17 protein-coding genes and 1 pseudogene are annotated in these 18,847 nt (G+C 31.2%); 4 read left to right on the top strand and 14 right to left on the bottom strand.

Annotated elements, in window-relative coordinates; all coding sequences use genetic code 11:
• A pseudogene (locus tag BP92_RS0109250) lies at window positions 1–249 on the bottom strand (IS982 family transposase); the annotation flags it as partial.
• A gap of 99 nt (window positions 250–348) precedes the next feature.
• Here BP92_RS0109250 and BP92_RS0109245 point away from each other — a divergent pair.
• The gene (locus BP92_RS0109245) at window positions 349–852 is read left to right on the top strand and encodes a hypothetical protein (protein ID WP_026725805.1); all 504 of its coding nucleotides are present in this window, start codon (window positions 349–351) and stop codon (window positions 850–852) included.
• A 34-nt stretch (window positions 853–886) separates the two neighbouring features.
• Here the strand turns inward: BP92_RS0109245 and BP92_RS0109240 are convergent, their stop codons facing one another.
• The 12 genes from BP92_RS0109240 to BP92_RS0109185 form a co-directional block, all read right to left on the bottom strand.
• Complete coding sequence (locus tag BP92_RS0109240; RefSeq protein ID WP_026725804.1) at window positions 887–1,318, bottom strand: protease complex subunit PrcB family protein; 432 nt, start codon at window positions 1,316–1,318, stop codon at window positions 887–889.
• Window positions 1,318–2,448 (bottom strand): N-acetyl-alpha-D-glucosaminyl L-malate synthase BshA, encoded by a 1,131-nt coding sequence (bshA, locus tag BP92_RS0109235; RefSeq protein WP_026725803.1) that lies wholly within the window; start codon window positions 2,446–2,448, stop codon window positions 1,318–1,320. The genes BP92_RS0109240 and bshA overlap by 1 nt, the downstream gene beginning before the upstream one ends.
• A gap of 65 nt (window positions 2,449–2,513) precedes the next feature.
• Window positions 2,514–2,969, bottom strand: coding sequence for a DUF1801 domain-containing protein (locus BP92_RS0109230; protein ID WP_026725802.1), 456 nt, complete (start codon window positions 2,967–2,969; stop codon window positions 2,514–2,516).
• A gap of 39 nt (window positions 2,970–3,008) precedes the next feature.
• A complete protein-coding gene (locus BP92_RS0109225; RefSeq protein ID WP_026725801.1) occupies window positions 3,009–5,927 on the bottom strand; it encodes a glycoside hydrolase family 3 N-terminal domain-containing protein in 2,919 nt (972 codons plus the stop codon).
• A 144-nt stretch (window positions 5,928–6,071) separates the two neighbouring features.
• Window positions 6,072–7,295, bottom strand: a complete 1,224-nt coding sequence (serB, locus tag BP92_RS0109220) for a phosphoserine phosphatase SerB (protein WP_026725800.1) — start codon at window positions 7,293–7,295, stop codon at window positions 6,072–6,074.
• Between the two features lie 20 nt (window positions 7,296–7,315).
• The gene (locus BP92_RS0109215) at window positions 7,316–7,798 is read right to left on the bottom strand and encodes a hypothetical protein (RefSeq protein WP_026725799.1); all 483 of its coding nucleotides are present in this window, start codon (window positions 7,796–7,798) and stop codon (window positions 7,316–7,318) included.
• Between the two features lie 2 nt (window positions 7,799–7,800).
• Window positions 7,801–8,406 (bottom strand): hypothetical protein, encoded by a 606-nt coding sequence (locus BP92_RS0109210; protein ID WP_026725798.1) that lies wholly within the window; start codon window positions 8,404–8,406, stop codon window positions 7,801–7,803.
• 13 nt (window positions 8,407–8,419) lie between these two features.
• Entirely contained in the window at window positions 8,420–9,211 is a 792-nt protein-coding gene (locus tag BP92_RS0109205) for a (Fe-S)-binding protein (RefSeq protein WP_026725797.1), read from the bottom strand.
• Between the two features lie 32 nt (window positions 9,212–9,243).
• Window positions 9,244–10,566, bottom strand: a complete 1,323-nt coding sequence (locus BP92_RS0109200; RefSeq protein WP_026725796.1) for a (Fe-S)-binding protein — start codon at window positions 10,564–10,566, stop codon at window positions 9,244–9,246.
• A 10-nt stretch (window positions 10,567–10,576) separates the two neighbouring features.
• The gene (locus BP92_RS0109195; protein ID WP_026725795.1) at window positions 10,577–11,530 is read right to left on the bottom strand and encodes an MlaD family protein; all 954 of its coding nucleotides are present in this window, start codon (window positions 11,528–11,530) and stop codon (window positions 10,577–10,579) included.
• Between the two features lie 35 nt (window positions 11,531–11,565).
• Entirely contained in the window at window positions 11,566–12,693 is a 1,128-nt protein-coding gene (locus tag BP92_RS0109190) for an N-acetylmuramoyl-L-alanine amidase family protein (protein WP_051604434.1), read from the bottom strand.
• A 13-nt stretch (window positions 12,694–12,706) separates the two neighbouring features.
• Window positions 12,707–13,810 (bottom strand): N-acetylmuramoyl-L-alanine amidase family protein, encoded by a 1,104-nt coding sequence (locus BP92_RS0109185; RefSeq protein ID WP_026725793.1) that lies wholly within the window; start codon window positions 13,808–13,810, stop codon window positions 12,707–12,709.
• A gap of 122 nt (window positions 13,811–13,932) precedes the next feature.
• Between BP92_RS0109185 and BP92_RS0109180 the strand changes: the two genes are divergently transcribed.
• The 3 genes from BP92_RS0109180 to BP92_RS0109170 all read left to right on the top strand — a co-directional run bounded on the left by BP92_RS0109180 (window position 13,933) and on the right by BP92_RS0109170 (window position 17,648).
• Entirely contained in the window at window positions 13,933–16,569 is a 2,637-nt protein-coding gene (locus BP92_RS0109180) for a putative LPS assembly protein LptD (RefSeq protein WP_026725792.1), read from the top strand.
• Window positions 16,570–16,580: 11 nt separating this feature from the next.
• Complete coding sequence (locus tag BP92_RS0109175; protein WP_026725791.1) at window positions 16,581–16,961, top strand: RidA family protein; 381 nt, start codon at window positions 16,581–16,583, stop codon at window positions 16,959–16,961.
• A 126-nt stretch (window positions 16,962–17,087) separates the two neighbouring features.
• The gene (locus BP92_RS0109170) at window positions 17,088–17,648 is read left to right on the top strand and encodes a hypothetical protein (RefSeq protein ID WP_026725790.1); all 561 of its coding nucleotides are present in this window, start codon (window positions 17,088–17,090) and stop codon (window positions 17,646–17,648) included.
• A gap of 786 nt (window positions 17,649–18,434) precedes the next feature.
• Here the strand turns inward: BP92_RS0109170 and BP92_RS0109160 are convergent.
• Entirely contained in the window at window positions 18,435–18,806 is a 372-nt protein-coding gene (locus BP92_RS0109160) for a methylglyoxal synthase (RefSeq protein WP_026725788.1), read from the bottom strand.
• Between the last annotated feature and the right edge of the window lie 41 nt (window positions 18,807–18,847).

Below are 18,847 nucleotides of genomic sequence, written 5' to 3'. Positions count from 1 at the left end.
AAACAGCTTTTTTCGTCTTTTATTAAATTGACTACGCTCAATTAGATTGGAAATTTCACCTGGTAGTAGCTGTTTGAAAAGTGAATTTTCGCTGTCTATTGACATAAATTCTGCTGTCAAACTCAAGGCAACTACTTCTATGTCAGACATTTTTGGCTTTCTGCCAATTCCTGATTTAAAATCCAACTCAAAATTCAAAGAACTTATAACTTCTAATACTCTAAAATAATTTTTAACTATATTTGTCATAAATGTTGGTTGTTTTGCGACTTCAAGATACTGATTTTCAGTATCTTGACCAACATTTTTTCAATTTATTTTACTTCAAATAATTTCACCCAACGGGTTATGAAGAAATTAATTTTATCTGCTTTTATGCTACTAGGCTTAGCATTCAGCGCACAGGCTCAGGACATTTCTAAAAACGCATTAGGATTGCGTTTAGGTGACAACGATGGTTTTGGTGGAGAAATTTCTTACCAAAGAGGTTTGAGTAAAAATAATCGTTTAGAACTTGACTTGGGTTGGAGAGATGGAAAAGATTATAATGCATTCAAATTAACAGGTATCTATCAATGGGTTTGGAACATTGAAGGTGGTTTTAATTGGTATGCTGGAGTTGGTGGAGGAATTGGCTCATGGAGTGGTAAAGATTATACATTTAATGGTGTAAAATACAATGGTGAGAATGAAACAGTATTATTTGTTGCAGGTGACATCGGAATCGAATACAATTTTCAAGAAGCTCCAATACAATTATCATTAGACTTTAGACCTGAAATTTATTTTAATGATAACATTAATAATGATTTTGGTCCAGATATCGCATTAGGAATTAGATATAGATGGTAAAATATAAAAGTCCCGATTAATTCGGGACTTTTTTTTATTCTATTATTAATTTTTTGCCTTTTGGTATTAAAGCTATACAATAAGGTGACGTAATTACAGTTGTTGTAATTTCACCTGCTTTAGGTTGTATTTCTTTTTTCTTTACCACTATAGTGGAATTATCATTTACTACTGATTCAACATCAATTGAATAACCTCCAGATGTTTTTTGTCCTTGATATAAAACTAATACATCTTTCTTTTTAAAATCAACTTTTAAAAAATTAGCATATTGCGATTCGTCTAATTTTAGAGATTCTATAAATTGAATATACGATTCATTATTTTGTATTAACAAGTGACTCGATTTTTCGGCTCCACCTATTTCACTTTTAAAAATTACCGAAAAAGAAGAGTCTACTACTTGTTTTGGAGACGAAGTACTACAAGATATAATTACTAAAATTAAAGGTAAAAATTTGATCATTATTTTGAATTTAAAGCTTTAAAATAAACTTGCTCATATAAAGGCATGATATTTTGAATATCAAAAAGTTTAGCTGTTTCTAAAGCATTCACTTTAAATTGCGCTAATTTTTCCTCATCTTTTAACAACGAAATAGCATCACGACTCATTTTAGTGACATCGCCAACATCACTCAAATAACCAGAAAAGTCATCTTTATTTACTTCGGGAAGTCCACCAGAATTACTTGAAATTACAGGAACACCACAAGCCATAGCTTCTAATGCGGCTAATCCGAAACTTTCGGTTTCTGAAGGTAATAAGAACAAATCGGAGAAACATAAAATTTTATCAATTTCATTACTATTTCCAAAGAAAATCACTTTATTTTGAATTCCTAATTGTTCACATAATTGCTCTGCTCCTTCTTTTTCTGGACCTTCTCCTACCATCATTAATTTAGATGGCACTTCTTTCTGAATTTCATAAAAGATTTTTACAATATCTTCGATTCGTTTTACTTTTCTGAAATTGGAAATATGAGTTATAATTTTCTCATCCTCATTCGCCATTAACGAACGATGACACGGAATATTTTCTTTTAATTTATCTTTGTTTAACTCGATGAAATTCGGGATAACTTCAATTTCTTTTTTAATATCAAACAAACGATACGTATCGTCTTTTAAACTTTGTGAAACACTCGTTACCACATCTGATTTATTGATACTGAAACTTACTGCTGGTTTGTAAAATGGGTGATTTCCCACTAACGTAATATCGGTTCCGTGAAGCGTGGTGACCATTGGAATATGAATGCCTTCATCTGCTAACATTTGTTTTGCCATGTAACCTGCATAAGCATGTGGAATGGCATAATGCACGTGTAAAACATCAATTTTGTACAATTTCACCATATCAACCAACTTACTAGAAAGTGCTAATTCGTAAGGTTGATAATGAAACAACGGATATTCTGGAACGTGAACTTCATGGTAATGTACATTTGGATTTAACAATGCCAAACGCACGGGTTGACTGTATGTAATGAAGTGAATTTCATGACCTCTTTTAGCTAACTCCAAACCGAGTTCAGTAGCAACTACGCCACTTCCTCCAAATGTAGGATAACAAACTATAGCAATTTTCATTTATATAAATTTTGAAATAAAATTACCACTTCTAGCGTTGGCAACTCTAAAACATTTGTTAAAAATTATTTTTTAAAAGCTGCTTCATAAGTAGCTATCCAATCTTGTACTGTAACTTTTTTTACTAATTCCCCAATCAATTCAAACGGAATATTTTCAGGCTTTTTGATGCGCAAACAGCTTTTGCCAATGTCTAATTTTTGTTTAGAATGTTTTGGGTATTCGGTTACAAACCAATCATATAATTCAGGCTTAGCATAAATTCCCATATGATAAAAATTGATGCTATTCTTCTGACTTGCGAATGACATGAATGGTAAAGGCAATTCTGGAGTACAGTGATAACCTGGAGGATAGATTGAATGAGGAACAGAATAACCAATCATACCATAACCAATTCCTTCCTGAAAACCTTCTGGAAGATTTTCTAAAATTATATTTCTTAATTTGTGTAACGCTTCTCTTCTGTCTTCTGGAGCTTCGTTGATGTATTGTTCTACTGTTATTGCTGCTGATGTCATAGTTGTTCTTTTAAAATTAGAATATTAAATTTACAAAAATTACTCAACAATAGCTTCGTAAATTACTTTCTGAATATTCTCTCTGATATTTTCTTTAGATAATTTATTCGCAGCGTTAGAATCTGGATATGTCCTGTTAGATAAGAAGACATATACAATCTCTTTTTCTGGATCAGCCCAAGTCATAGTTCCTGTAAAACCAGTATGTCCGAAACTTGTTAGTGAAACGCAACCACATGTTGGACCTTCATTTCCTAATTGCGGTTTATCAAAACCAACTCCTCTTCTATTACCATCTTTACAGAAATAACAGGTATTGAACATATTAAACGTATTTTCAGAAATATAAGTTCTACCCCCATAACTTCCCTTTTGAAGATACATTTGCATCACTTTTGCTACATCTAAAGCATTTGCAAACAATCCTGCATGACCAGAAATTCCGCCTTGCATCGCAGCCGCCATATCATGTACATATCCTTGCACTAACTGATGTCTGAAATACGTATCATTTTCCGTCGGAATAATTCTATTTGCATTCATTTTTCGTAACGGATTGTACATAATAGAATTAGCACCTAAAGGCTCGAAAAAATTTGTATGAGCTAATTCTTCAAGTGATTTTTTGCTATGTAACTCTAAATATTCTTTAAAAAGAATAAAAGTAAAATCGCTGTATTTGTATTGTTTTTTTGGTAATAAATCACTTTTTAAAATAGTATTGATAATGGTATCATTATAATCTTTTCTCAAATATAATTTATCGGCAACGTGGATTGGAAAATCATCTGAAAATTCAGTTCTGTAAAAATGCGTACTCGGACGGTTCAAACTGTCTAAAGTAGCTTTATAAAAAGGAATCCAAGGTTGAAAACGAGCCTGATGTGTTAACATATCTAAAACTGTAGCATTAGCTTTATTAGAGTTTTTAGCTTCAGGTAACATGGTTTTTAATTTCGTTTCTAAAGTTAAATGACCTTGATCAAATTCTTGCATGACATTTGGTAAAGTTGCAACAATTTTTGTCAAAGAAGCAATATCATAAACATCCGTATTACTTACTTTTTGATTCGATTCATAGGTGTGATTTCCAAATGATTTTTGGTAAATAACTTTTCCTTTTCGAGCTACAACCACTTGAAGTCCAGGCGTCATTCTCTTAGAAATAGCATGATTAGCAATGGAATCAATTTTTGTTAATACTTTTGAATTCATGCCTACGTTTTCTGGAATTGTAAATCCTAAACGTTTGATTTCTAATGTTTCAATTCCTTCATTTACTTTGAATTCGTCATCAATTGAAACAGGTAGTTTTCCTTTAGCTCCCATTGCTCCAAAGATAATTTGTGGCGCAATCGTTTGGGCAATATCGTTGTTTTGATAAGCAACTATAATAGTTTCAATATCTTCAAAATTCTTTAAATTAGTTAACGAATATGGTTTCGTAAAACAAGTCAAAATCACATCATTTTGCTTCGCAATTTGATTAATCCAAAGCATTTCTTTAAAATTCAAATTGTGATTTCTCCAAGCACCATCTTGTTTGTGATATCCAATAATCACTTTCGTATAATCTTGTAATTGTACTAAAACCGAATCTAAATTCTTATTGGTAATTTCACTAATAGAAGCGTAATTTCTCAAATTTGCTAGAAAGGTATCGGATTTATCGTTTCCTAATTTAATGTAAGCGATTTTCTCTTTTTCAATATCGCGAACCGGAACTAATTTATCATGATTTTTGACAATAGTAACGGCATTTTCGTATAATTTATAATTTAAAGCATCATATTCTACTGCATTCAAATCTTTGTATAAATTATCTAAAACAATTGGTTGGTAGTTGTTCAAATTTGATTTGTATTTATAGGCTAAAATCTTTTTTACTGAATACATCAAACGATCTTCAGTAATAATTCCTGTATCAAAAGCTTCTTTAAATTTTTTAATCGCAACAGGAACATTTTCTGCAAATAATAAAACATCATTACCAGCTAAAAAAGCCTCCAAATCAATATCTCCTGGTTTTTTAAAATTACTTGCCCCTTTCATATTTAAGGCATCAGTAAAAATTAAACCTTCAAATTGCAATTCTTTTTTAAGAATATCAGTAACTACAGGATAGGAAATAGATGTTGGGTAATTTTCTCTTGGCTCTAAACTTGGCACATTTAAATGCGCCACCATAACACTAGTTAATCCGTTTTTAATCAATTCTTTATATGGAAAAAGTTCCACATCATTTAATCGATTTCTATCAAAATTTACAACCGGTAATGTATGATGTGAATCAGTTGAAGTATCGCCATGACCTGGAAAATGTTTCGCTGTTGCATAAACGCCTTCGTCTTGTAAACCTTTCATTAAAGCAATGGCTCTAGCGGTTACGTTTTCTTTAGTTTCTCCAAACGAACGATTGCCAATAATTGGATTTTTTGGATTCGTATTGATGTCAACAACTGGAGCAAAATTGAAGTGAATTCCCATTCGCTTTGATTGTTTTGCCATTTGATTTCCAGCTTTTTCAATCAATTTCATGTCTTGAACTGCACCTAATGTCATGTTCCATGGATAACAATAGGTAGAATCCAATCGCATGCTTAATCCCCATTCGGCATCAATTCCGATGAACAATGGCACTTTTGATTTTGCTTGATATCTATTGGTTAATTTTGCTTGACGCACTGGTCCGCCTTGAAAGAAAATCAAACCTCCAATTTTATATTCTTCAACTAATTTATCGATGGATTTATTGTGTGCTTCATCTTTATTGGAATACGCGGCAACCATAAACAACTGCCCCACTTTTTCTTCAAACGAAAATTGGTTGTAAATACTGTCCACCCAAACTTGTTGGGAAACCACTTTTTTAGCAGTTAAAACAGGTTTAGTTTTATTTTGGGAAAATGATATATGTATGAAAACTACCGAAAACAGTAGGGTGAGCACTCTTTGCATAAATTATTGTTTGATTTTTTAACTTAGAACTAAATCCATGCCAAAATACTACATCTTAGCTTTAAAATAAAGTGTTTTAGGTTTATTTTATGAAGAAAGTTGTTAACTAGGGATTCTATTCTTTTTTACGAAGACATGAATAGACTAATCCATCAAATCGATATGGCGGTCGTGGTAGCCTAACAAATACAAAACACCATCTAAACCAATGCTTGAAATAGAACTTTGAGCGTTGTCTTTTACTTTTGGTTTTGCATGAAAAGCAATTCCTAAACCAGCTAGATTCAACATAGGTAAATCATTAGCGCCATCACCAACAGCAATGGTTTGGTTAATATGAATTCCTTCTTTGTGTGCGATTTCTTTTAGATATTCGGCTTTTTTATTTCCGTCTACAATTTCACCAATATATCCACCGGTTAGAACTCCATCTTTGATTTCTAATTCATTGGCATAAACGTAATCGATTCCTAATTCTTTTTGTAGATATTTTCCAAAATAAGTAAATCCACCTGATAAAATTGCCGTTTTAAAACCATACGATTTTAAAGTATCGATTAATCGTCTTGCTCCTTTTGTGATGGGTAAATTAATGGCAACTTCTTCTAGAACTTCTTCACTTAAACCTTTTAAAAGTCGCATTCTTTGTTTGAAACTTTCTTGAAAATCAATTTCGCCTTGCATTGCAGATTCTGTAATGGCTTTTACTTGTTCGCCAACGCCTGCGAGTTCAGCTAATTCATCAATTACTTCGGTTTGGATTAAAGTGGAATCCATATCAAAGCAAACTAAACGTCTGTTTCTTCTAAAAATATTATCTTCTTGAAAGGCAATATCTAGATTTAATTCGGACGAAATAGCCATGAATTTTTCGGTAAATTCAGATTTATCATGAATTACTCCTCGAATTGATAATTGAATAGAAGATCTTGGATAATCATCTTCTTTAACTAGAGAAACTCTTCCTGTTAAACGCTTGATAGCATCGATATTTAAATTCTTTTCAGAAATAACCTGTGTTACACGAGAAATTTGTTCGGCAGTTAATTTTTCTCCTAAAAGCGTTACGATATAACGGTCTTTTCCTTGAAGATTAACCCATTTCTCGTAATCTTCAAGAGAAATGGGTTTAAATTTTGCTTTAATTCCTAATTCATAAGATTTGAATAAGATATCTTTTAAAACAGCAGCCGATTTTTTTCCAGATTTAATTTGGAATAATATACCTAATGAAAGTGTATCGTGAATATTAGCTTGGCCAATATCGAGAACATTTGCATCATACGCTGCTAAAACAGCTGTTAATGAAGATGTTAATCCCGGTTTGTCGTGACCAGAAATGCTTAATAAAAATATATCGCTATCCATGAGCTTTTTTGAAAATGAATCTAAAAAAATCTATTGTGCCAACTTTCACTAGCAGGAACTTCCCAGAAATCTTGCCACTCTCCTAAAGTATTTAAAAGATTATTGAAGACAATTGTATTTTCTGAAACAGCTTTTTCTTTAGCCATTTTTTTAAATTCGATAAGCGGTTTAAAAGCAACATGATCGCCTACTTTGAAAGTAACGTTCATTTTGTCTAATAAATCTACATTATATTTTTGTTCTAAGTTTTGGATAAATTGTACCGAAGCATCAATAGAACAACCAGTAGCAGCTTGTACTTCCTGATTTACAGCAATAATAATAAAACGATTATATCTTGTTACAAACGAAGCTTCAAGATGTTGACCATGAGCAGTCCAATTCTCTAAAAAGGAAGTCAAGTCTTTTTCAATTTCTTGAATTTCTTCATCAGAAAATTTTCTATTGGACTGATAAATCCAAATTTTTGATTCTTCTGGTAAGGTATCAAATGGTACAAACATGATTATTTTTTTGTGATATCAGTAACAATTTTATAAGATACGAATTTACCTAATTTAGCATCAAATAATTCCATTTCATAATAGGTAACATCAACAGCATCAGTAGCTTTTAATACTTTATCTGTTAATAAAAATGCATTATCAAAACTACTTAATAAAATAAATTGATTTGTTTTACCTGATTCTTCTTTAACAATAAAAGTTAAAAACTGTTCAGATTTAATTTCAGCAATTTTTCCAGTAATAGTAAGTTCATCTGAATCATCTACATCAGCACTATCACCTTCTTCATCCTCTAACATGAATTTAAAAACTGTTGGACATTTCAAACCCATTTTTTTTCCAATTTCATATCCCAACTCTTCCATTTTTTTGTCGTTAGAAATTACATCCTTACCATAATGTTTTTCTACATCTTTTTCGTAAGCATTAATACCTTCTAATAGACAAATTCCAATAGTTAATTCAAAATTATCTTTAGTAATCTCTTGCTTTTCAGCACAACCACAAGCTTTTTCAGCTAATTTTTCAGATAATTGATCTTTAGTTAGTTTTTGAGCAAATGCAACATTTCCTACAAGGACAAGTAATAATAAGATTTTTTTCATGTTCAGTTTTAAATTATAAATTTTGTGCGTTTGCTATTATTTCTGCAATATCTAACACTTTAACTTCGTTTTCTTTGTGTGCAAATTTTACTCCATCGGTCATCATTGTATTACAATAAGGACATCCTGTAGCGATAATATTTGGGGTAGTTTCAAGCGCATCTTGTGTTCTTAAAACGTTAATATCCATGTTTCCTTTTTCAGGTTCTTTAAACATTTGAGCACCACCCGCTCCACAACATAATGCAGAACTTTTACTTCGTTTCATCTCAACAATTTGAGCATTTGTTTGAGACAAAATTTCTCTTGGAGCTTGATATTCATTGTTTGCTCTACCTAAATAGCAAGGATCGTGAAACGTTATACGGCTTCCTTTATACGTATCTTTATTAAAATCAATACGCCCTTCTTTTAAAAGTTGTTGAATAAATTGCGTATGGTGTAAAACTTCATAATTTCCACCTAAACTTGGATATTCATTTTTTAAACAGTTAAATGAATGTGGATCACAGGTTACAATTTTCTTTACTTCGTAAGCATTAAGCAATTCAATATTCATGAAAGCTTGCATTTGAAACAAAAATTCATTTCCAGCTCTTTTGGCTATATCTCCTGTACAACTTTCTTCGGTTCCTAAAACTGCAAAGTTAACATTTGCTCTATTTAAAATTTTAACGAAAGCTCTTGTGATTTTTTTTGCCCTGTCATCGAAACTACCAGCAGAACCTACCCAAAATAAAATTTCAGGTTGTTTTCCTTCGGCCATCATTTGGGCCATTGTTGGTACAATTAAATTTTCTGACATATTATATACTATTTAAGATAGTTAATGTAAAATTATTCGTTTACCCAATTTAAACGATCCATTTGATTATAAGGCCAAGGCGCACCATTATTTTCAATATTACTCATCATATTGTTAAGTTCCATTGGGGCAGCACTTTGTTCCATTACTAAGTAACGACGCATATCGATAATAATTGATAGCGGACTAATATTGATTGGACATTCTTCCACACAAGCATTACAAGTTGTACAAGCCCATAATTCTTCTGTAGTAATGTAATCGTTTAATAATGATTTTCCATCATCAACAAATACACCTTTATTTAAATCGATATTTCTTCCTACTTCCTCTAAACGATCACGCGTATCCATCATAATCTTACGAGGTGATAATTTTTTACCTGTTTGGTTCGCTGGGCATGATGAAGTACAACGACCACATTCGGTACAACTGTAAGCGTTTAATAACTGCACCCAATTTAAATCTTGAACATCAGAAGCACCAAACTTTGCTGGAACAGCATCAGGATTTGCTGGCGCTGCGAATGGATCAGCATTTGGATCCATCATTAATTTAACTTCATTTGTTACACTTTCTAAGTTATTTAATTTCCCCTTCGCATTCAAATCTGCAAAGTACGTATTTGGGAAAGCTAATAAAATGTGTAAATGTTTAGAAAAATATAAATAGTTTAAGAAAACTAAGATTCCAGCAATGTGAAACCACCAAGCAGTTCTTTCAATAAGTACAACTGAACCTTCACTCATACCATTGAAAATTGGAGCAATAAATTGAGAAATTGGGAAACTTCCTGCTTGATTATAATGACCTATTCCTAAGTTTTGCAAATGGAAATCAGCTGCATTCATTACTAAGAATAACGTCATTAAAACTACTTCAAAATATAGAATATAGTTGGCGTCATTTCTAGGTTTTCCATCCAAATCTGAACTAGCGAAACGACCTAATTTGGTAACATTTCTTCTAATCCAGAAAACAATTACAGCTACTAATACTAAGAATGCTAATATTTCGAATGAACCAATTAACACATCATAAAATCCTCCCATGAAAGACAAAACACGATGCGTTCCGAAAAGTCCATCAATAATAATTTCAATTACTTCGATGTTGATAATTACGAATCCTACGTATACTATAATGTGTAAAAATCCTGCAACAGGACGCTTTACCATTTTAGATTGTCCTAAGGCAACCATCGTCATATTCTTCCAACGTTCAGAAGAATTATCAGTACGATCTATATCGTGACCTAATTTAATATTACGAATTAGTTTTTTTACATTGATTGTAAAATAACCTACACCTGCTGCTAAAAGCAATGCGAAGAAAATATTATCTAAAAATTGCATCGTATAAAATTTACTTTTTGATTGTATCGTTAACTGGAGCTACATAAGGTTTGTTTTTCTTTCCAAAAAGAGAAACGTTTACATAACGTGTTGGATTTAAGCGAAGATCTTGTAATAACAACTCTAATTCTTTAGACGTATTAGTGAAATTAGTATACATAGCATCGTCTTTCATCAATTTACCCATAGTGCCTTTACCACTATTGATATCGGCCATGATTTTATCTACACTTGCCAATGTTTTTTCTAAGTTTTTAACGGTTTGACCCAAGTTTGCTTTTGCAAGTGAGTCAGACATTTTAGAAAAATTAGCAGTAGTTTTATCTAAATTAGTCATTGTAGAATTGATTTTCGATTTGTTATCTGCAATCATTTCATTGATGTTTTTTGAAGCAACACTAAATTCAGAAAGTGTTTTGTTTAACTCCGCAATACTACTTTTCAGATTTTGTTTTGTTTTTTCATCTAATATATCGTTTACATTAGAAAATAAAACATCAGCATTATCTAATAACTTTTGAACTTTATCTTGTAAGGGTTCTAACTGTTGTGCTAAAGCATCTGTTAATCCTAGCTTACTACTTGCTTTCAAATAATCACCAGAAACAACTAAATTATTATCCGAATCATTTGGAATAATAATAATTTCTTTTCCCCCTAATGGAGATGATCCTCTAAGTTCTGCAACACTTGTTTTTGAAATTGGATAATCTGAAGTGATTGCTAATTCAACTACAACCTTTTTATTTTCTAAAAAAGAATATGAATTAACTCTTCCTACAGGAACTCCTTTAATAGTAACTATAGATGATGGAGCTAATCCTTCAACAGAATCAAACACTACATACAATTTGTTGCTATTATCGAAAAGGTTTTTTCCTTTTAAAAAATTATATCCCCAAATGAATAATAATATAGATACAATAACGAGGACGGCGGTTTTGATTTCTTTTGTTAGTTTCAAAGCTTAATAATTTTTAACAAAAATAAACTTTTATTTTATTTTATTGCATCGGTTACGCTTATTTTTATTCCATCTTTATAAGCAACAATAAAGGCTGTAGAATATCCTTTTTGCTTGGCCTCCTCCAATTTTTGCTTAGCAGCATCGTAATTTTTTTCGGACGCAAAAAAGTATTTATATAAACTTCCTGTAGATTCAACAGAAATTGGACTTAATCCTTTAAAGTTTGAAGGAGTTGTTGCTAATTCTTTAGTACTTGCCGAAATTTGAATTTTAAAAACAATTCCTTTCTCGGTAACTATTTCTTTTGCTTTAATTGGAACCTCTTTTTTTGGAGTGTCTTTAACTATTGTTTCCTCCTTTTTATCTACAACTTTTACCTCTTCTTTACCGTTATCATTATTAGAAGGATTGAAAAACTCATTTTTATAATCCATAATAGCACCCGCAATAGCTTCAGCTAATTTATCTTGACCTTCTTCTGAATTTAAAAATGCTCCTTCTTCTTTATTTGAAACGAATCCCATTTCAATCAAAACTCTTGGCATTGTAATTTGTCGTAATACTAAGAATCCTGCTTGTTTTACCCCTCTATTTTTGTTGTCGGTTTTCTTAGTAAAAAATTCCTGAACTCTTCCTGCTAATTCGATACTTTGATCTAAATGTTCTTCTTGAAGTATTGAAATTCCAATTACGGATTCTGGAGAATTTGGGTCGAAACCATCGTATTTTATTTTATAATCGGTTTCTAAAGTAACTACTTCATTTTCGTTTTTTGCTACTTCTAAATTGGAAGCATTACGAGTAATACCCATAACATACGTTTCATTTCCTGAAGCCGCTTGATTTTTATTAGCATTACAATGCATGGAAACAAAAATGCTCCCTTTAGACTTGTTGGCAATATTAGCACGTTGTTGTAATTCGATAAAAACATCTGATTTACGCGTATATACAACATCAATTTGAGGATCTTTTTCTAAAATAGCGCCAACTCGTAACACCGTTTGTAGGGCAATATTTTTTTCAATATTACCATGATACACTGCTCCATAATCTTTTCCACCGTGACCCGCATCTAAAACAACTTTAAATTTTTGGCTTTGACCGAATACTGGAAAAACACACATTGCAATCACTACAAAAACGATTCTCTTTAACATATGCAATTGATTATTAATTCTTAAAAGTTACAATATAAGCAGAAGTATATCCTTTTTTCTTAGCTTCATCTAATTTTTTCTTACAAGCATTATAATCCGTTTCTTCACCATAAAAATACTTGTATAGTTTGTTTTCTTTTTCAAAAGTAATTCCTTTTAAACCTTTAAAATTAGCAGGTTTTGTTTCCACTTTTTTATTTCCAGCACAAATTTGTACTTTGTAATAGGTTTTACTTGATTTTGAGTTATTCTTTTCTGTTGTAACTCTTTCTGAATCTGTACTTGTCTTAGTAGAAGTTGATGCTTTTGGCACAACAACAGTTTCTATTTCTGTCACTTCTCCTCCACTGAAAAAATCATTTTTGTAAGCCAAAATAGCATTAGAAATAGATTCTGACATTTCTTCTTTTCCGCTTTCAGAACTCAAATATTTAGCTTCATCAGGGTGAGAAACAAAACCCAATTCAATAAGAACACCAGGCATAACTGTAGCATCTAAAACCCATAAAGGTTGTTGATGAACTCCTTTATCTTTTCTTTTTAATTCATATCGAAATTGATTTTGAATTAAAGTTGCTAATTCAATACTCTGCAGCAATGACTCTTCTTGTATGATTTTTAAACCAATTAATGTTTCGGGATTATTGGGATCAAAACCTTTATATTTCGTTTTATAGTCTGTTTCTTGAAAAATTACTGCATTTTCTGTTTTTGCAATTTCTAAATTGGTTCCGGTTCTTGACATTCCCATTACCAAAGTCATTGCTCCAATTGGATTTCCTGTCTTAACCGAATTACAATGAACGGAAACAAACAAATTAGCTTTAGCTTTATTTGCGATGTTAGCACGTTCTCTTAATTCTATGAAAACATCTGTTTTTCTAGTGTAGATAACTTCAACATCTTTATTTTTTTCTAAAATTTTTCCAATTTTTAATACCACATCAAGTGCAACATCTTTCTCTTGCACTCCATTTTTTACAGCTCCTGGATCTTTTCCTCCATGACCGGCATCTAAAACCACTTTAAATTTAGCATTATTTTGACTAAATCCAAAGGTGATAGATAAAAGTAAAACCCATAAAAACAGCTTTTTAGTATTTTTTTTTGATGGCATAAAACAAATGATAGGTATTATAAGTTATAATTTTATTAAAACATTATTTTTGCAAAAAAATATATGTAAGTTTGACACTTCAAAAAGTGAGCCAAATTTTTACAAAAATACTATTAAAAGCATTGCATACAAAGTTATTTCATATCGTTTTTTCAGTAATTTTTCTAACACTAGGAACCACTTCTGTTTTTTCTCAAGATAATCCGATTCCGGGTACTGTAACTTTAACAAAAACGGATCTTCAAAAAGTAAAAGATTCTACTGTTGTTGATACCTCTAAAAAGAGTAAACCATTTTTAGAAGGCGTCGTTAACATGAAAGCGAAAGAATACGAAAAACTTGATCAAAAGAAAAAAACAGTAACCCTACACGACGAAGCAGAAATTTATTATACGGATTTTGAATTAAAAGCTGGTAAAATAGTTTTAGACTACGAAAAAAACCTTGTATATGCTGGAAGACTTAAAGATTCTGCAGGAAATTATATTCAACGCCCCGTTTTTAAACAAGGTCAAAATATTATTGAACCCGATTCGATTATTTTCCATACCAAATCAAAACGAGCAAAAGTTTGGAACTCAAGAACTACACAAGGTGAATTATTCATAAAAGCCGAAATTTCTAAAAAAGAAAATGATTCCGTATATTTTATGAAGAATGCCCGAATGACAACTTCAAAAAATATCGACGATCCTGAATATTATTTTTTAGTTAGAAAAGTAAAATTTGTTCCAAAGAAAAAAGTGGTGGCAGGATTAACGAATATGGTAATTATGGACGTTCCTACTCCCATAGGCTTACCATTTGCTTATTTTCCAATAACAGAAAAAAGTTTATCTGGATTTATTATGCCAACACCAGGACAAAATAACAGACAAGGTTATTTTCTTCAAAATGGCGGTTATTATTTTGCTCTAAGTGATTATTATGATTTAGCTGTACTTGGTGACTATTACACCAATGGAAGTTACGGTTTACGGGCAGAGAGTAATTATGCAAAACGTTACAAATTTAACGGACGTGTAAATATTAGATTCGAAAATAATATTGTTAGTGAAAGAGGCTTTCCTGATTATGTGAAATCTAGACAATATAATATTCAGTGGTCACATGCACAAGACGCAAAAGCTTCTGCTGATTCAAGATTTTCTGCTTCTGTAAATTTAGGAAGTAGTCAATACTTTAGACAGTCTATTAATATGAATAACGTTGGCTCTAGTTTAAACAACAACTTAAGTTCATCGGTATCTTTTTCTAAAACATTTAGAACTGTACCGCAAGTAAACATGTCTGTTTCAGCAACGCATTCTCAGAATACGAATACTCAAATCATTAACATGACACTACCTACATTTCAAGCTAGTGTTGATCGTATTTTTCCGTTTGCTCCAAAAGATGGTATCAAAAAAGGAATAATAAAAAATATCAATCTTCAATATAATTTAAGAGGAGAAAATCGAATCCAAACTAATGATTCTCTGTTTTTTACTTCTCAAATGTTTAGAGATGCAAAATCTGGTTTTCAACACTCTATTCCAATAAGCACTAATTTTAAAATATTTAAATATTTTAGTGTTTCTGCTGGAACAACTTATAATGAAGTCTGGGTTATGAATACCATAAAAAAGAGTTTTAACCCAACGGAAAACAAAGTTGTCACTCAAGATGTTAATGGATTTGAAGCTTTCAGAACTTATAACTTTACAGCGGGTATTGGAACTACGCTTTATGGAACCTTCAATTTTGGAGAAGATAAAAAAATTCAAGCTATACGCCATGTAATGCGTCCAAACATTGGTTATGGTTATACGCCAAATTTCAATCAGTATTTTGAAAAGTATGCTTTAGATGCCACGGGTATTAATTTTGCAGATTATACCAAATTTGAAGGTGGTCTTTTTGGATCTCCATCTAATAATTTTTCAAATCGAATGAATTTTTCGGTAAGTAATACATTTGAAGCCAAAGTAAGAGATAAAGAAAGTAAAAAAGGAGAAGCTAAAAAAGTAATGCTTTTGAACAATCTTAATTTCGCAATAGGTTATGACATTGCGGCTGATTCTTTGAAATGGTCAGAAATATCAGTATCTGGAGGAACACAACTTTTAAAACAAAAAATGAATGTGAATTTTGCTGCCATATTAGATGCTTTTGCAATAGACAATACAGGGAGAAGAATTGACAAATTAAACATTGATAATGGTGGTAGTTTATTGCGTTTGCCAAGAGCTAACATGACTATTAACTACAATTTTTCAAGTAATGATTTTGACAAAAAAGACAAAGAGTCGAAACAAAACTTACAAAATGGAGGAACAGGTGATGATTTGTTTGGAAGAAGTACCGATTTAAGTGATTCACGTCAAAGTTTATTTAACAAGGATAAAGAAAATGATAATAAAAATTTAGAATGGTACAGTTATAAAATTCCTTGGGATTTAAGATTGGCATATTCTGTAACTTACAATAATTCTAACAGACAAAATGAAATTCAATCTCATTCTGTTATGGCTTCAGGAAATTTTGAATTAGCGCCAAGATGGAAAGTAGGTTTCTCTTCTGGTTATGATTTCAAACAAAAAGGAGTAACTTTTACGCAACTACGTTTTGAACGCGATTTGGAAAGTTGGAGAATGAGTTTTAACTGGGTACCTTTTGGAACCAATACCTATTGGGGATTCTTCATCGGAATTTCCTCTTCAATATTTAGTGATATTAAATACGAAAAACGTCAGTTACCAGACCGAGTATTCAGATAATATATAACAACATGAAAAAAATCATTTATACCGACAAAGCGCCTGCTCCTATTGGGCCTTATAACCAAGCGGTTTTAGTTGGCAACACTTTGTATACTTCAGGACAAATTGCACTAAACCCAGCTACTATGGAGTTGGTTTTAGACGATATTGAAACCGAAACCAAACAAGTAATGGAAAACATGAAAGCCGTTTTAGCCGCAGCCGACATGACATTTGAAAACGTAATTAAAACCACCATTTTCATTATGAATATGGGAGATTTCACAAGAATTAACAGTGTTTACGGAAGCTATTTCGACGAAGCCACAGCACCAGCAAGAGAAACGGTACAAGTTGCGTGTTTACCAAAAAACGTAAATATTGAAATCTCAATGATAGCGGTGAAATAAACTTACTACACTTTATAATTTGAAATCCTCACAATTTTTGTGGGGATTTTTTTATATATTAGCTAATCGTAATAACTTTATGTTGTTATTTACTAGTTAACCGCTATTAAAACTCAACGAAACGTAATGAAATATCTATCGTATTTAACTCTAATAATTTTTACGCTTTTATCTTGCAATCCGAAGAAAATCGAAGCAGACAAAATAACTATTATTCCAAAAAAAATAATCGGAAAAAAATTCTTTGAATATGATCAAATAGATTATTATTTCAATGATTTTGATGAAAAAAAACTCAATGAACTATATGATAATCAATCTAAAACTGAAATTGATTCATTCAAAATGGGTGTTATTTTGGATCGAATTCCTAAAGATAGTTTAGATTTAAGTTTTATTGATAAACTAGAAAAAATTGGATACGTAAAAAGCAAGATTGAAAAATCAAAATTTAAAGAAATTGACAATATTTTTATCGAAAAATCAGTAAACGAACAAACAGCAACAGGTTGCATTTATGTTTACCGTGACATATTAATATTTAAAAAAAACAATAAAGTAATTGGAACAGCGAAAATCTGTTTTGGTTGTGAAGCAAGTCAAATAACTGGAACAAGCGCTAATACATTTAACTTTGGCCAAGATGGTGATTATAGTGTATTAGAAAGTGTTTTAAAAAGAAAATAAAATAAACAGCGGTTAACAGCGGTTTTAAGAAATGGCTAGGTCAGTGATTTTTTGGAAAAGCTAGTGTTTGCATTTTTTCTTAAAAAAGAAGTTTTTTCTTAAACACTTTTCGGTATATTTGTGATGGCTTGTGAAGAAAATTACGCCACTTCTTAAAGCCGCAAAACGTTAGCAAAGATTTAGAAAAACTAAACTAAAAATTGGAAGAATTATTTACATCAATACTTAAAATCTCTTTGGTTTTATTAATCGTAATTTATCTATATTACTTTTATAAAGCCTCAAAAGAACGAAAATTTATTAATTCAAAAATTAACTCTAAAACTTCGCAAACAGAAGATATTAGAATTTATACTAAAACTTCAAAAAAATCTTTTGAAGAATTCGATTATTGCAAATTTTATTTTATTGATAACGAAATCTTTTTAAAGTTTAGAAAATCGTGGCCGACAAATTTCTATAGTATTCCATTAGTTATAAAAAAAACTGAAACTAATAAATATTCTATTTTTAATTTATATACAATTACTTTTGTTGAATTAAATGAAACTAAATTAAAAATACGATTTGAAAGTAAATCATTTTTGAAGACAGAATTCTTTCTAAATCTAGAAAATATTTCAAATAAAGATTTTTTACTGCTGAAAGAAAACCTTTGCTAAAAGCGGTTTGCTTCAGTGGCTACTTCCGGATTTTCTATTGAAAATAAGCTGCTGAATGGAATGTTTAGTTGTATTTATAATGTTTGGTACTAACTAAACCTCAATGAAATCAAACCGCAAACATTCAAACTTCATCCAATCCCAATAACAACAACTGCGCCGTAGCTTCATTTGTCGCTAAAGGCACATTGTGAACATCACAAATACGAATTAGCATGTTAATATCTGCTTCGTGGGCGTGACTGGAATTTGGATCTTTGAAAAACAACACCATTTTGGTTTTTCCTTCTGCTACGCGTGCTGCAATCTGAGCATCTCCACCTAAAGGTCCTGAAAGCATTTTCTTTACTTTAAAACCGGCTGCTTCTGCCCTTCCGCCTGTGGTACCAGTAGCAATGATTTTTATTTTTTCTTTCGATAAAATGGTTTTGTTCTTATTTAAAAACTGCACCATATCGGCTTTTTTTCCGTCGTGTGCTATAATGGCTATTTCCATGAGTAACTAATTTCCTTACAAAGATAAAAAGAAAAAATCCC

The sequence above is a fragment of the Flavobacterium sasangense DSM 21067 genome, assembly GCF_000686885.1.
GTDB classification, from domain to species: Bacteria; Bacteroidota; Bacteroidia; order Flavobacteriales; family Flavobacteriaceae; genus Flavobacterium; species Flavobacterium sasangense.
This window is presented reverse-complemented; position numbering and strand designations above follow the sequence as displayed.